The organism is Ruegeria sp. YTSA135 (assembly GCF_059610165.1).
In genome coordinates, this window is sequence record NZ_JBXWNC010000004.1 from 141,704 (window position 1) to 156,891 (window position 15,188).

14 protein-coding genes are annotated in these 15,188 nt (G+C 55.9%); 11 read left to right on the forward strand and 3 right to left on the reverse strand.

Annotated elements, in window-relative coordinates; genetic code table 11:
* Positions 1-25: 25 nt before the first annotated feature.
* From AC2FIT_RS07145 to AC2FIT_RS07155, 3 genes are all read left to right on the forward strand, one after another.
* Positions 26-1,990, forward strand: coding sequence for a heme lyase CcmF/NrfE family subunit (locus AC2FIT_RS07145; RefSeq protein WP_496828018.1), 1,965 nt, complete (start codon positions 26-28; stop codon positions 1,988-1,990).
* On the forward strand, positions 1,987-2,442 hold the full coding sequence (locus AC2FIT_RS07150) for a cytochrome c-type biogenesis protein (protein WP_496828020.1): 456 nt from the start codon (positions 1,987-1,989) through the stop codon (positions 2,440-2,442). The genes AC2FIT_RS07145 and AC2FIT_RS07150 overlap by 4 nt, the downstream gene beginning before the upstream one ends.
* 72 nt (positions 2,443-2,514) lie before the next feature.
* Positions 2,515-3,291, forward strand: a complete 777-nt coding sequence (locus tag AC2FIT_RS07155) for an enoyl-CoA hydratase-related protein (RefSeq protein ID WP_496828022.1) — start codon at positions 2,515-2,517, stop codon at positions 3,289-3,291.
* A 5-nt stretch (positions 3,292-3,296) separates the two neighbouring features.
* Here the strand turns inward: AC2FIT_RS07155 and bmt are convergent, their stop codons facing one another.
* Positions 3,297-4,313 (reverse strand): betaine--homocysteine S-methyltransferase, encoded by a 1,017-nt coding sequence (bmt, locus tag AC2FIT_RS07160; RefSeq protein ID WP_496828024.1) that lies wholly within the window; start codon positions 4,311-4,313, stop codon positions 3,297-3,299.
* 122 nt (positions 4,314-4,435) lie between these two features.
* The gene (locus AC2FIT_RS07165) at positions 4,436-4,753 is read right to left on the reverse strand and encodes a DUF1476 domain-containing protein (protein ID WP_224888895.1); all 318 of its coding nucleotides are present in this window, start codon (positions 4,751-4,753) and stop codon (positions 4,436-4,438) included.
* Positions 4,754-4,940: 187 nt separating this feature from the next.
* Between AC2FIT_RS07165 and purC the strand changes: the two genes are divergently transcribed.
* From purC to AC2FIT_RS07200, 7 genes are all read left to right on the forward strand, one after another.
* Entirely contained in the window at positions 4,941-5,696 is a 756-nt protein-coding gene (purC, locus tag AC2FIT_RS07170) for a phosphoribosylaminoimidazolesuccinocarboxamide synthase (RefSeq protein ID WP_496828026.1), read from the forward strand.
* Positions 5,697-5,768: 72 nt separating this feature from the next.
* Positions 5,769-6,491 (forward strand): MarC family protein, encoded by a 723-nt coding sequence (locus AC2FIT_RS07175; RefSeq protein WP_496828028.1) that lies wholly within the window; start codon positions 5,769-5,771, stop codon positions 6,489-6,491.
* Between the two features lie 116 nt (positions 6,492-6,607).
* Positions 6,608-6,838: a phosphoribosylformylglycinamidine synthase subunit PurS gene (gene purS / locus AC2FIT_RS07180; protein ID WP_068331101.1), complete on the forward strand. Its 231-nt coding sequence runs from the start codon at positions 6,608-6,610 to the stop codon at positions 6,836-6,838.
* Between the two features lie 23 nt (positions 6,839-6,861).
* A complete protein-coding gene (gene purQ / locus AC2FIT_RS07185) occupies positions 6,862-7,530 on the forward strand; it encodes a phosphoribosylformylglycinamidine synthase subunit PurQ (RefSeq protein WP_496828030.1) in 669 nt (222 codons plus the stop codon).
* 36 nt (positions 7,531-7,566) lie between these two features.
* Complete coding sequence (locus AC2FIT_RS07190) at positions 7,567-9,345, forward strand: sensor histidine kinase (protein WP_496828032.1); 1,779 nt, start codon at positions 7,567-7,569, stop codon at positions 9,343-9,345.
* 12 nt (positions 9,346-9,357) lie between these two features.
* Positions 9,358-10,692, forward strand: coding sequence for a sigma-54-dependent transcriptional regulator (locus tag AC2FIT_RS07195; protein WP_068331107.1), 1,335 nt, complete (start codon positions 9,358-9,360; stop codon positions 10,690-10,692).
* 510 nt (positions 10,693-11,202) lie between these two features.
* Complete coding sequence (locus AC2FIT_RS07200; RefSeq protein WP_496828034.1) at positions 11,203-14,013, forward strand: Rne/Rng family ribonuclease; 2,811 nt, start codon at positions 11,203-11,205, stop codon at positions 14,011-14,013.
* Between the two features lie 55 nt (positions 14,014-14,068).
* Here AC2FIT_RS07200 and AC2FIT_RS07205 read toward each other — a convergent pair whose 3' ends face one another.
* Positions 14,069-14,302 carry a sulfurtransferase TusA family protein gene (locus AC2FIT_RS07205; RefSeq protein ID WP_068331112.1) on the reverse strand — a complete coding sequence of 78 codons (234 nt, stop codon included), beginning with the start codon at positions 14,300-14,302 and terminating at the stop codon, positions 14,069-14,071.
* Between the two features lie 105 nt (positions 14,303-14,407).
* Between AC2FIT_RS07205 and AC2FIT_RS07210 the strand changes: the two genes are divergently transcribed.
* On the forward strand, positions 14,408-15,160 hold the full coding sequence (locus tag AC2FIT_RS07210; protein ID WP_496828037.1) for a cytochrome c biogenesis CcdA family protein: 753 nt from the start codon (positions 14,408-14,410) through the stop codon (positions 15,158-15,160).
* The last annotated feature ends 28 nt before the right edge of the window (positions 15,161-15,188 follow it).

The following is a 15,188-nucleotide window of genomic DNA, read 5'->3' on the forward strand; positions in this document are numbered from 1 at the left end:
GCCCAACCGAATTATACAGTTGGCCATGTTTACAGAACTTGGCCACTTCGCCCTGATCCTCGCTTTTTTGGTTGCCATCGTACAGACGGTGGTTCCCCTGATAGGTGCCGCCAAACGATGGCCAAGCTGGATGAGTTTCGCCGAGTCCGCGGCGATTATCCAATTCTCGTTAGTTGCTTTCTCATTCGCCGCACTGGTCTGGGCGTTTGTGAATTCTGATTTTTCCCTAAGGATCGTGGTAGAGAATAGCCACTCGGCCAAACCGATGCTGTACAAGATCAGCGGAACTTGGGGAAACCATGAAGGGTCCATGTTGCTGTGGGTGCTTATCGTGGCCCTGTTCGGCGCGATGGCCGCGTTTTTCGGAGGTGGTCTGCCGCCGACCTTGAAAGCGCGAGTTCTGGCGGTGCAGGCCTCGATCGCAGTTGCGTTCTTTGCCTTCATCCTGTTCACCTCTAACCCGTTTGATCGGCTGGTTGTTGCACCTTTTGACGGTCGCGATTTGAACCCGCTGTTGCAGGACCCCGGCCTGGCCTTCCATCCGCCATTTTTGTATTTGGGCTATGTTGGTCTGAGCATGGCGTTCAGCTTTGCCGTGGCTGCGCTGATTGAAGGTCGCGTCGACGCGGCTTGGGGCCGTTGGGTACGTCCGTGGACCCTGGCGGCCTGGGTGTTTTTGACAATCGGTATCGCCCTGGGCTCTTGGTGGGCATATTATGAGCTTGGCTGGGGCGGGTTCTGGTTCTGGGATCCAGTTGAAAACGCATCCTTTATGCCGTGGCTCTTGGCGGCCGCCTTGTTGCATTCAGCGATTGTTGTGGAAAAACGAGAGGCACTTAAAAGCTGGACCATCCTGTTGGCGATCATCGCATTTGGGTTCTCACTGATCGGTACGTTCATCGTGCGTTCGGGTTTGCTAACCTCGGTCCATGCATTCGCAAACGATCCCGAACGCGGCGTCTTTATACTGCTTATCCTTGTGTTCTTCATGGGAGGCGCGCTGACGTTATTCGCTGCCCGTGCGCAGACGATGGAGGCAAAGGGCGTGTTCGGCATGGTCAGCCGTGAAAGCGCACTGGTGTTGAACAACATCCTGCTGGCCGTTAGCTGCTTTGTCGTTTTTGTTGGAACGATGTGGCCGATGGTCGCCGAAATGGCCTTTGATCGAAAGCTATCGGTTGGCCCTCCATTCTTTAACGCGGCATTTACCCCATTTATGGTTGCGTTGGGAATTGTATTGCCTGTTGGTGCGATGCTGCCGTGGAAACGTGGCAAGCTTGGGAAAACCGCGTATTCGTTACGCTATGTCTTCATCCTGGCCCTTGCGGTGTCGTTACTTGTCTGGGCAATGCAGACAGGTCGCAGCGCATTGGGGCCGGTTGGCTTGTTCCTTGGCGCCTGGATCACGTTCGGGGCGGCCTTCGATTTGTGGAGCCGAACGGGCCGGAATGGCAGTTTTAGACGCCTTTTCCGTCTGCCAGGTGCGGATTGGGGCAAAGCGGTTGCGCATACCGGACTTGGAGTGACCATGTTCGCCATCGCTGGCCTGACTGCGTGGGAGGTCGAGGATATTCGCGTCGCCCAGCCTGGTCAGCCGTTCAAGGTTGGCCAATTTACTCTGACCCTGGAAGATGTCCGGCGTGTACAGGGGCCAAACTATTTTTCTACAACAGCAGACGTGCTGGTCGAAAAAGATGGACGGATAATCGGCACCCTGCATCCCGAAAAGCGTGATTACCCCGTGGCGCAGATGCCCACCACCGAAGCCGCCATCGACTATCGGTTCCTGCGTGATCTCTATGTGGTGATCGGTGATCGGCAAGCGAACGGAGGGTGGGTTGTTCGGACATATATCAAGCCCTTTGCCAATTGGATTTGGGCCGGATGTATCCTGATGTCCCTTGGTGGACTACTCAGCCTGTCGGATCGACGTTTCCGCGTCGCAGCCGGTGCGCGCAAGACGCCAGCGCGCGGGGTGCCAGCAGAATGAAGCGTCTGGTCTTAGTCCTGTCGCTGATTGCGTCGCCATTATTCGCTGTACAGCCGGACGAGGTGCTTGATGATCCGGGGCTGGAAGAAAGGGCGCGCGACCTTAGCACCGGTTTGCGTTGCCTTGTCTGCCGCAACGAAAGCATCGATGAAAGCAATGCAGACTTGGCCCGCGACCTGCGCCTTTTGGTACGTGAGCGTTTGGTTGCCGGGGACACGGATGAAGAGGCAATCGCCTTCATAGTGGATCGCTATGGCGAATATGTTCTGTTGAAACCAACTGTCACAGGCTCAAATCTGATGCTGTGGTTGGCTGGCCCGATTATGCTGCTGATCGCGGCAGTTATGGGTTGGAGCTTTTTACGAAAACGTTCACAAGTGCAGGCTGAGGGTGAGAAAGATACCCTTAGTGAGGCTGAGAAAGAACGTTTGCGCCAAATTCTTAAAGACTGACCCAGGGTTCATCTTTTCCTTCTTGTCTAATTGGGTCAAGGTTCGCCAAAGCTCAGATTTGGTGAGGGGTTCATGGACTACGAAACGATCCTGCTGGATATCACGGACGATTTGGCGGTAGTTACCCTGAACCGCCCGGACAAGATGAACGCGATGACGGTGCAAATGCGCGCCGAGGTTACACACGCCATGATCTACGCCGCACGGAACGCGCGCGCGATTGTTGTGACCGGGGCAGGTGGGGCGTTTTGCTCGGGGCAGGATCTCGGCGACGCGTCCAGCACCGGCAAAGTGGATCTGGAGCGCACGCTGCGTGACGAATACGAACCCATGTTGGAAGCGATCTACAACTGCCCGGTGCCGACAATCGCGGCCGTGAACGGGGCTGCGGCGGGGGCAGGGGCAAATCTTGCACTGTGCGCCGATGTGGTGATCGCAACCGAAAGCGCCTATTTCTTGCAGGCATTTGCTCGGATTGGACTGTTGCCCGACGCAGGCGGCACTTGGTTTATGCCGCGGCAGATGGGATTTGCCAAAGCCATGGGCGCGGCCTTGTTTGCCGACAAGATCAGTGCGCGCGAGGCGGATCAATGGGGCCTGATCTGGGAAGCTGTACCTGACGCTGAATTCGACGCCCATTGGCGCAAGCGTGCGGCCTATCTGGCGGACGGCCCGACAGCCGGGTTTGGTGCGATTAAAAAGGCCATTCGCGGAACCTATGAAAAAACTCTGCCTCAGCAATTGGCGTTAGAGGCGAATTTGCAGGGCGAATGCGGGCGCAGCCGAGATTTCGCCGAAGGTGTCGTGGCATTTATGGAAAAACGTCCCCCGAAATTCGAAGGGCGCTGAAACGCCTACGCGCGGCGGCGGCGGCGTGAGCGCCGCTCGGGCGCGGCGGTGGTGTCACCTGTGCCGTCAGAGGCGGATGTAAACGGCCCCAGTGCATCGGATATCTGATCCAAAGTTGGTCTGGACCCGCGCGGAGTGCTATCAAGCGCCTCGCGCATTTTCCGCAAATGCGCGGGCATCGTTCCGCAGCACCCGCCGATAATAGTCGCCCCGGCATCGCGTGCCATCACGGCGTATTGCGCCATCAGGTCGGGTGTGCCGTCATACTGAATACTACCATCTACATATTTTGGAATTCCGGCGTTTCCTTTTGAAATCAAGGGCAGGTCCGTTCCCTGAGCCACAAAGCCCAAAACCGTCCGCATGATGTCAGATGAGCCCGTACCGCAATTCGCGCCGAAGGCCAGCGGTTTGTTCGGAAGTGTTTCGACCAATTTGGCCAGATCTGCTGATGTTACGCCCATCATTGTGCGACCAGCGGTGTCAAAACTCATCGTTCCACACCACGGCATATCGGCCATCGCAAACGCCTCGGTCGCAGCGCGAAATTCCTCGGGCGCGCTGATGGTTTCGACCCACAGAACGTCTGCACCACCTTCTTTTAGCGCTTCGGCCTGTTCGTGGAACATCTCAACCGCATCCGCGTGCGACAGGCTTCCGACCGGTTCCATGATTTCACCCGTTGGGCCGACCGAACCAGCAACAACGATAGTGCGACCTGCCTTGTCAGCAATTTCTCTGCCAAGTTCCGCCCCGATGCGGTTTAATTCGGCCACCCGGTTCTGTGCGTCATGCAACTTTAGACGTGCAGCCGTTCCGCCAAACGTATTGGTCAGGAACAAATCACTGCCCGCATCAACCCAACCCTGATACAGCGCCCGAATTTTGTCTGGCGAATCCACATTCCAAAGTTCTGGTGCGTCACCCGACTGCAGCCCCACATTGAACAGATTGGTGCCCGTGGCCCCATCTGCGAGAATGACATCGTTTGTCGCAAGAAGCTGGCTGAGTGCATTTGTCATTGGGGTATTCCGAAAAAAGGCGCAAATGGCCCGTCAAAAGAAGAGACGCCCCGTGTCTCATGACAGGGGCGTCAAATCAAATTCATAAATCTCATGAAGATCATGAGGTCGGTGTTAAGCCCTTATTCTGTCTCGCTTAAGACCTGAGCTTTGGCGACGGGTAGAAGTTCGGCCATCTTGGCGCGGATTTCATCAGCCGAGGACAAAGACCCAAGATCACCCGCGACCTTGCGCACCACGTCTTCGTGGCCGGCCTCTTCGAAATCCGCAATGACGACCGTCCTGGCGTATTCTGCCGCATCATCACCGGATTTGCCCAGTTTTTCCGCGGCCCACAGGCCAAGCAGTTTGTTGCAGCGGGCCTGCGCCTTGAACTGCATCTCTTCGTCATGCGCATACTTGGCTTCAAAGGCGTTTTCGCGTTCGTCAAACGTGGTCATTGGTAGGGGACCTCTTGGGTTACAACTTGTTTGGTGATGATATGACCATACGACAAGCTGTTCGCAAGTGATTTGCGCTGCATCAAAGCCCCTTGGATCAGTAAACTTGCGGGAAAGGGGGGCTTGCACTATGAGAACGCCAAAGCGGAGGGAGTCATTCCCTCTCGACAGACTGGAAGGGTCGCTAATGGCGCGTCGCAAGAAAATCTATGAAGGTAAGGCCAAGATTCTGTATGAAGGCCCGGAACCCGGGACCATCGTGCAGTATTTCAAAGATGATGCCACTGCGTTCAACGCCGAGAAAAAAGATGTGATTGATGGCAAGGGCGTTCTGAACAATCGTCTGAGCGAATTCTTTATGACAGGTCTGGCCCAGATCGGTGTACCAACACACTTCATTCGTCGCCTGAACATGCGCGAACAATTGGTGCGCAGTTGTGAAATCGTGCCCCTTGAAGTGATCGTGCGGAACTATGCCGCCGGTTCGATGTCAAAACGGCTGGGCATCGCCGAGGGTACGCAGCTTCCGCGCCCGATTGTGGAGTATTGCTACAAGGATGACGCGCTTGGGGACCCTCTGGTCTCAGAAGAGCATATCGCGGCTTTCGGTTGGGCCAGCCAGCAGGATATGGATGATATCCTGAGCCTTGCATTGCGTGTGAATGATTTCATGAGCGGCGTGATGTACTCGGTTGGCATCCGTTTGGTCGACTTCAAGATTGAAATTGGCCGCGTTTATGAAGGTGACTATCAGCGTTTGGTCGTCGCTGATGAGATCAGCCCGGACAGTTGCCGCCTGTGGGATATCGAAACTGGTCAGAAACTCGACAAGGACGTGTTCCGCCGCGACCTGGGGAATCTGACGGACGCCTATTCCGAGGTCGCGCGGCGCCTGGGTGTTTTGCCGAAAAGCAACGTATCAAAGCCGACGCTGATCAACTAGACCATCAACCACCGCAAACTGCTTGGGGCGCTGTTTTTTGCAAACGGCGCCCGTTTCTTTTGCCCTCTTGGTTTGACAGGACGGTGGGACCTTCGCATTGTCAGGACAGGTGCAACTTACGGCAGTTCCAACATGGCCGAATTGTTTGATCAGGCAGTTTTTTTGAAGTTTCTTGCAGCGCTACTGGCGATTTTTAATCCGCTATACGGAATTCCGATTTTCCTGAGCATGACCGAAGGATACTCGGCAACCGAACGTAAGCGCGTTGCGTTGATCGTGACCGGGACCGTTGTGACCGTTGCTTTGATATCGATTCTGGTCGGTGAAGAGGTTTTGGCGATTTTTGGGATCGACATCCCCTCGTTCCGCATCGCCGGGGGGCTGATCATTCTTGGGGTGGGGATGACCATGTTAAACGCGTCTGATCCGCCAAAAGGCGATCAGCACGCTGCAGAGCATGGCCATAGTAAGAAGAGCAATATCGCCGTCGTGCCGTTGGCGATTCCGTTGACGATTGGTCCGGGAACCATCGCTACGACTATTGTTTTTGCACATACGCTTTCAGACGGGGTCGAGATTGTGACCTTGGGTTCGGCAGTGCTTATAGCCTGCGCGATTGTCGGAGCGGGTTTATTGTTCGCGGACCCGATTTCTCGGTTTCTGGGTCCGACCATGATCAATGTGATCACCCGCGTAATGGCAATCATCCTTGTCGCTGTCGCTGTTGAAATGGTGCTGACCGGCACCTTCAATGCCATCGATACGCGATTTCCTGGGCTGACGGGCGGAAACTGAGTTCAAAAACCAGTACGATCAATGCAAGGACGAGGGTTGTCGAACGACGTTTGGCACGTTATCCCCCGCGCAACGGAACGGGCCCGAAACCTTGGCCCTTAGCTGGAGTTGCAGGAATGAAAGCACGGGTGCATGTGATGCTGAAGAACGGGGTCCTCGATCCGCAGGGTGAGGCCGTGCGGCATGCATTGGGCGCAATGGGTTTTGATCAGGTCGAGGGCGTGCGCCAAGGCAAGGTGATTGATCTTGAGCTGGCCGACGGTTCGACCGAGGCTGACATCACCGAGATGTGCGAAAAACTATTGGCCAACACGGTCATCGAGCGTTACGAGATCGAACTGGTCTGATCCCTTTACCCGGAGGCTCCGCAATGCGCGCTGCTGTCATCGTTTTTCCAGGCTCTAACTGTGACCGGGACCTTGCCGTCGCTTTTGAAGAGGCGGGGTTTGAGGTTGATATGGTTTGGCACAAGGATGCCGCGCTGCCGCAGGGCATTGATATCGTGGGGGTCCCTGGCGGGTTTTCTTACGGTGACTATCTGCGTTGCGGCGCGATTGCCGCGCAATCTCCGATCTGCAAGGCGGTTGTAGAACACACCAAGCGGGGTGGTTATGCCGTGGGTATCTGCAACGGGTTCCAGATCCTGACCGAGACCGGAATCCTGCCCGGTGCGCTTTTGCGCAATGCAGGTTTGAAGTACATCTGCAAGACGGTTGGTCTGAAGGTTGAAACCAGCGACAGTGCCTTTACCCAAGGCTACAATGCTGGTGATGTGTTGGGCATTCCGATTGCTCACCATGATGGGAACTATTTCGCAGATGACGCAACATTGTCGTCACTTCGCGATCAGGACAGGATCGCTTTCACCTATACCGAGAACCCCAACGGGTCGGTTGGCGACATTGCTGGCATTCTTTCCGAAAACCGCCGCGTTCTGGGTATGATGCCGCATCCCGAACGCGCAGCGGATGAGGGTCATGGTGGGACTGACGGAACGGCGTTGTTCCGCGCATTGTCGGGTGTTCTTACTCCTGCGTGACTTGAGGTTACATCAATCCCCGCGTAACTTTCGGGGATGAGTTCCGACGAACGCTCAGGCGGGTTTAATCTTACAAATCCTTTCCGCGGCGCACCCCTTGGGTGGCGCCTGCGTCTCGCTGTTATCGCGCTTTTGGTGGCTGCGGTAGCAACGGTGTGGATCACGAACAGGCTTTTGACGGATAGGTTTACCGAGTCGACGCGAAACCGGGCCGAACTGCGTCTGGCCCTATATTCGGGCAACCTGCTTAGCGAGTTGCGTAGAAATTCGATTGTGCCGCAACTCCTCGCCCGCGATCCGACGTTGATTTCGGCGCTTCAATCCAGTGACTTTTCACTGTCGACGCAACGCCTGATTTCCTTTGTCGAAGAGATCGGTGCCGCATCGTTGATGCTTTTGGACAGGGATGGACGCTCTGTCGCGTCCACGGATCGCAACCGGTTGGGCGAGGCGCACCGCAGTTCGCCCTATTTCATTGACGCCGTACGTTCGAACGCAACCATCTTCACGGTGATTGAGAAGGAGTCGGGCGGCTACAGCTTTGTCTATTCACGCCGCATCGACGCGAATGCTGAAATCCTTGGCGTTATTGTTGTTGAAGTCGATCTGCGCAAATTCGAACTGGCCTGGGCAGGGATTTCAGATGCGGTGATGGTGGCGGACAGTACCGGCACCATCATTTTGTCTACCGAACCTCAGTGGCGCGGCCACAAGGAAGACGAGGCGTTGTTGCGACAGCCGCCTGAAGGTGCAATTCAGCGTGCCATCCGTGCAACCACCGACTGGGCCGCGCTGCCACCCGACGCCTATTTGCAAGGCGAGGCCGTGATGCGAATGGAAACGCGCATACCGTTCCGAGGATGGCAAATGACGTCTTTCACAACTTATGCGTCGATCCGCGAAAGGGTGAACAGCGTTCTCGCGCTTGAAATAATGGGTTTTGCGATTCTTCTGGCGCTGGCCTTCTATGCGCTTAGCCGTCGGGCAACGTTCCGGATGACTTTGTTCCAGCGCGAGTCGGCAGAGCTTCGCGCATTGAACACCCGGCTACAGCGGGAAATTGCTGAGCGGGAACGGGTTGAAAAGACCTTGGAAGTTGCCGAGCAGACGCTTGCACAAAGCTCAAAACTTGCCGCCTTGGGAGAGATGTCGGCTGCTGTAAGCCACGAGTTGAATCAACCGTTGGCTGCAATGAAAACCTATCTGGCCGGAGCGCGGTTGCTGCTGCGCAGAAACCGGCCGGAAGAAGCGCTAGCCAGCTTTGGCCGCATTGACGGCCTGATTGAGCGGATGGGTGCAATCACGCGCCAGCTTAAATCCTACGCTCGCAAGGGTGCGGATGCGTTTTCCCCTGTAAACCTTGGCGAAGCATTGGCTTCGTCCCTGTCGATGATGGAGCCGCAGCTGCGTCAGCGACATGTTAAAATAACGCAGATTTTGCCGGAAGAACCTGTCATAGTGATGGGGGATCGGATGCGGATCGAACAGGTGATGGTCAATCTCTTGCGGAATGCGCTGGACGCCACCAAATCTGTATCGGATCCAGATGTTGAGATCATACTGGCAGCGGGCGACATGGCAGTGCTGACCGTGCGCGACAATGGTTACGGAATTGAAGATATCGAAAACCTTTTCGAGCCGTTCTACACCACCAAGCAACCCGGCGACGGGGTTGGGTTGGGTCTTGCCATTTCGTCGGGTATCGTGAACGACCACGGTGGACGGCTAACCGCGCGCAACAGTCAGCAAGGCGGCGCCGTGTTCGAGATGCAGCTGCCGATACTGGGAAGCGACGGCCTCGCGGCCGCTGAGTAACGAGGATTGACTATGGCACAAGCCATGAAAATCGCCATTGTGGATGACGAACAGGACATGCGCCAGTCGATCAGCCAGTGGCTAGCCTTGTCGGGATATGACACCGAAACGTTTTCAAGCGCCGAAGACGCGTTGAAAGTCTTGGGGCCGGAATACCCGGGCATCGTGATATCCGACATTAAAATGCCAGGTATGGATGGCATTCAACTTCTGAAAAAGTTGATGGGCGCCGATAGTACGCTGCCGGTGATCATGATAACTGGGCACGGCGATGTGCCGATGGCTGTCGAAGCAATGCGCGTTGGCGCATTCGATTTTCTGGAAAAGCCATTCAACCCAGATCGCATGTCGGAACTGGCGAAACGCGCCAGCAACGCGCGTCGCCTGACGCTGGACAACCGGGCGCTGCGGCGTGAACTGTCTGGCGGAACTCAGATCATGAATAAGCTGATCGGCGCCAGCCCAGTGATGGAGCGCTTGCGCGAGGATATTCTGGATTTGGGTCAGGCGGATGGTCACGTTCTGATTGATGGTGAAACGGGCACGGGTAAAACGCTGGTTGCACATGCGCTGCACGCAGTGGGTAGCCGGGCCGGAAAGAAATTTGTTCTGGTCTCATGCGCCGCGCTTGAGGAAGAGGCGCTTTCCAAACGCCTGTTCGGGCCGATGATGCCCGAAGATGCGCAATTGCCCGCTATCGAAGAGGCGCGCGGCGGTACCTTGGTATTGGAAGACATTGAGGCGCTCAGCGACACGCTTCAAGCGCGTTTGCTGAGTGTAATGAATGATCAAGGTACACCGGCAGAGACGCGTATCGTCGCGATTTCGAACCTTCAAGAGGCAGGAAAGACCAGCGAAGATGTGCTTCGCCCCGACCTGTTCTATCGTCTGGCCGCGCTGCGCATCACTATGCCACCGCTCCGCCAGCGCGGAGAGGATATCCTGACCCTGTTCACGCGCCTCAGCGAGCAATTTGCAGAAGAATATGGCTGCGACGCACCGCAGGTCAGCGCCCAGGAAGCGGCGCAACTGCTGCAGGCTCCGTGGCCAGGAAACGTGCGCCAATTGATCAACATCGCCGAACGCGCCGTACTGCAATCACGGCGTGGATCAGGAACGATTGCTTCCCTGCTGATGTCAGATCATGAGGAAATGCAACCGGTCATGACAACCGAGGGTAAGCCGCTTAAGGAATATGTCGAAGCTTTTGAGCGGATGTTGATTGATAACACCATGCGCCGTCACAAAGGCTCGATCGCTTCTGTGATGGAGGAGCTATGCCTACCGCGGCGTACATTGAACGAGAAGATGGCAAAGTACAGCCTGCAAAGGTCGGACTACCTGTAAGTTGAAGAGTGAAGCACTCTGCAACGCACCAGCCTATGCGCTTAAGCTAGCCGCGACATTATTAGTCGAAGGATGGGGTCGCAATGGCGTCCACGAGGTTGCTACGCAGTTTGCCCATTGTCTTTTCCACAAGACTGCCTTTATTGTGTCGAAACGGGCCGGGCGTTTTTATGCCCTTAAGCCCCGACTTTTTTGAGTTTCGCTGCTTTGTCGCGGATGGTGATGAAACCCACGAGGTAAAGCAGACCGATTATGCCCCAGTGGGGCTGTTGAACGCCTGAGCCCGCAAACGCGGGCGAAAGGAATAAATGGGCAGGTCGCGGCATACCGCACCTGTCGGAGAAGAACCGCGATGACGCGCGCGCAACGATCGAGTGTACGGGCAGGGGGCCACAGCGCCAGACCCTGCCGCGCGCCGTCCGATATCGCCCTGACAAGACACCACCCCAAAAGCGCCTGTCCCCCCGGACGGGTAAGGGCAACGCATTTGGCGAGGTGCACCAAGGACACATGGCTAAAAAAATGCTTATCGACGCCACCCACGCGGAGGAAACCCGCGTTGTGGTGGTCGACGGAAACAAGGTTGAAGAGTTCGATTTTGAATCCGAAAATAAACGTCAACTCGCAGGTAACATCTACCTTGCAAAAGTAACACGGGTTGAACCTTCGCTACAGGCCGCCTTTGTAGATTACGGCGGAAATCGGCACGGGTTCCTTGCGTTCTCGGAAATCCATCCGGATTACTACCAGATCCCTGTTGCCGACCGCGAAGCTCTTATGGAAGAAGAGCGCGCTTATGCCGAAGCTATGAAGGCACGGGATGAGGCAGAAGACTCCAAGCCCAAGAAGCGACGCTCACGATCACGGACCAAGGCAGCTGACGTAAAATCCGATGACGTGGTCGAAACTATCGAGGTGTCGGCAGAACCGACCGGGATGGAAACGATTGATTTGGATGAAGGTGAAGAGGGTGCTGATTTGGCAGTTCCCGAGGGCACCTCACCGATGGATTATGTTGCCGAGACGCCTGTAGAAGAGCCCACTGATGATGAGGCGGAGACGACGGGCGAGGACCTTGACGTCGAAACAGTGGATGCAGACGAAGCTGAGGCACCGGTTGAGCCGGCACCACAAGCCGCGGATGAGGAGGTTCAGGCTCAAAACGATCCCGACGAGTCTGAAACCGCCGCTGCGGAGGCTGAGGATGTCGCGGCTGATGAAGCCAGCGAAGAGGCCGATGGCAATGGCGATGCTGAAACAGTCTCCCGCTCGGACGCGGCTGCCAAGGATGACAGCATCGAATCGGTGGCCGACGATGATGATAGCGAGGATATCCGCCCTCCGCGCAAGCCGCGCCCGCGCCGGTACAAGATCCAGGAAGTCATAAAGGTTCGTCAGGTCCTGCTGGTTCAGGTCGTGAAAGAAGAGCGTGGCAACAAGGGCGCAGCGCTCACGACTTATCTGTCTCTGGCCGGTCGCTACTGCGTGCTGATGCCCAACACGGCGCGGGGCGGCGGGATCAGCCGCAAGATCACCAATGCGCCGGATCGGAAAAAACTGAAAGAAATCGCGGCGGAAATCGACGTTCCGACTGGCGCTGGCCTGATCATCCGAACAGCAGGTGCCAAGCGCACCAAATCCGAGATCAAGCGTGACTATGAATATCTGCAGCGCATGTGGGAACAAATCCGCGAATTGACGTTGCAATCCATAGCACCGGCGAAGATTTATGAAGAAGGCGACCTGATTAAGCGGTCGATCCGCGACCTGTATAATCGCGAAATTGACGAGGTTCTGGTTGAGGGCGAGGGCGGTTACCGCATCGCCAAGGACTTCATGAAAATGATCATGCCGTCCCACGCCAAGAATGTGAAACGGTACGAAGACGCCTTGCCATTGTTCGCGCGCTATCAGGTCGAAAGCTATCTGGCCGCGATGTTCAACCCGACGGTACAGTTGAAATCCGGTGGGTATATTGTAATTGGCGTTACCGAGGCGCTCGTCGCGATTGATGTGAACTCGGGCCGTGCGACCAAAGAAGGTTCGATCGAGGAAACCGCGCTCAAGACCAACTTGGAAGCTGCGGAAGAGGTGGCGCGGCAATTGCGACTGCGTGACCTTGCGGGCCTGATCGTCATCGATTTCATCGATATGGACGAGCGCAAGAACAACTCAGCCGTCGAAAAGCGGTTGAAGGAAAAGCTAAAGACCGATCGCGCACGCATTCAGGTAGGTCGGATTTCCGGTTTTGGCCTGATGGAGATGAGCCGCCAGCGTCTGCGCCCCGGTATGCTTGAGGCGACGACGCAGCCCTGCCCATCGTGCCACGGTACCGGGCTGATCCGCTCGGACGACAACATGGCGCTTTCGATCCTGCGCCAGATCGAAGAAGAAGGCACCCGTCGCCGATCACGCGAGGTTCTGGTGCGCTGCCCTGTTGGTATTTCAAACTTCTTGATGAACCAAAAGCGCGAACACATTGCGCAAATCGAAGCGCGCTATGGTATGTCAGTTCGGATCGAGGGTGACATACATTTGGTCAGCCCTGATTTCTCAATGGAGAAGTTCAAAACCGCCAGCCGCGTCGTACCCGAGGCAAGCGCGCCTGTTGTGTCCGTCGACGCATCCTTGATGGATATGGTCGACTCGGACGATGACGAAGCCACTGAGGAAGACGCGGTTCAGACCGAAGAGGACACCAAACCCAAGCGCAAGCGCCGTCGGCGCCGGCGGAAGAAAAACAATGGTTCATCAGATACGCCTGACACCAGCGTAGAGGACGGAGAGACCGCTACAGAAGCTGCAGATGATGCAGTATCTGATGCCAAGGCAGAAGAAGCCCCGTCAGATACCAAGGTTGAAGAAACGGTCTCTGATGAGAAAGCGGAAAAGCCGAAGCGTCGCCGCGCTCCTCGCAGCCGCAAAAAAACTTCCGAGCAGGTGGACGTTTCTGAGGAAACCCCAGCTACGGATTCGCCTGAGCCTCAGGCTGATGAAGTCGTAGCGGAACCACTTGCAGAAGTCGGTGCTGAAAGTAGCACCGACGAAGGCGAACAAGTCGCGGCAAACGCACAGCCTGAACCAGCACAAGCTGTTGAGGACACTGTCGCGCAGTCAATCAGCACCGAGGTTGAAGAGGTGACAGAAACGGCAGTCACCGAAGGTGTAGAACCGACCACCGACGATGTAGAAGTAGCGGAGGCCAACACGGAGCCAGAAGACTCGTCTGCTCCGGTGCTCGAAGTTGTTGCGGACGAGCCCGAACAGCCCGACGAACCCGCCAAACCAAAACGGCGCGGATGGTGGTCCTTGGGACAGTGACTAACAAAGGCGGGCTTCAGGGTCCGCCTTTTTTAGATCAGATCGCTTCTGCGACCTAACCTGCTTTCTGTATCAGATAGACTTGGTGTCCATCGGCATCTTCTTGTGAAAGCAGTTGATGCCCGCTTTCTGCACAAAAATGCGGAACGTCCACAATAGCGGCCGGATCATCCGCAAGCACGCGTAAAACGGCCCCCGCAGGCAAGGATTTAAGGCGTTTTCTGGCTTTCAGGACGGGCAAAGGACACAAAAGGCCCAACGCGTCGAGTGTTTCGTTAGGATTAGACATGTGTCTCAGATATTTTCACTTTTCCCTTGTGTCCAGCACGCAACCACGAGGATGTGACCGAATGGCCCGGTGACGCAATGAATTTGATACCCTATGTGCTGAAACATGTTCGGAATAGATATCATAGACGCAGGCTTGCTTCCTGCCATGCTCATCGCGCTGCTTGGCGGCCTGATCAGCTTTTTGTCGCCCTGCGTTCTGCCCATTGTACCGCCGTACCTTGCGTATATGAGCGGCGTTTCAATCAACGAGATGAAGGACCAGGCGCAAGCGAGGCGCAAAGCGACACTGACGGCTTTGTTCTTTGTGCTTGGATTGTCGACCGTATTTCTGCTGCTTGGCTTTACCGCATCCGCCTTTGGGGCGTTTGTGTTGCAGAACCAGGTGCTGTTCGCCAAGCTTTCAGGCGCTGTGGTCATTGTCTTTGGTTTGCACTTCCTGAACGTCTTCCGCATTCCCTTCCTTGATCGTGAGGCACGGATCGAGACCGGAGACTCGGGTGGTTCGGTGTTCGGTGCATACATTCTCGGTCTGGCTTTTGCCTTTGGCTGGACGCCGTGCATTGGCCCCCAACTCGGTGCAATCCTATCTTTGGCAGCGTCCGAAGCATCGGTTGCACGCGGTACGCTGCTGTTGGGCGTATATGCTGCCGGTCTTGGTATTCCGTTTTTGCTGGCCGCAATGTTCCTGAACCGGTCGATGTCGGTGATGAACCGTATCAAGCCACACATGGCGACGATCGAAAAAGTCATGGGCGGGCTACTGCTGTTCGTTGGTATCATGCTGATTACGGGACTGTTTACCGAATTTAGCTGGTGGCTGCTCGAGACCTTCCCAGCATTGGCCAATTTCGGGTGATCTGCTGATCTGACTTACCTTGTCGGCA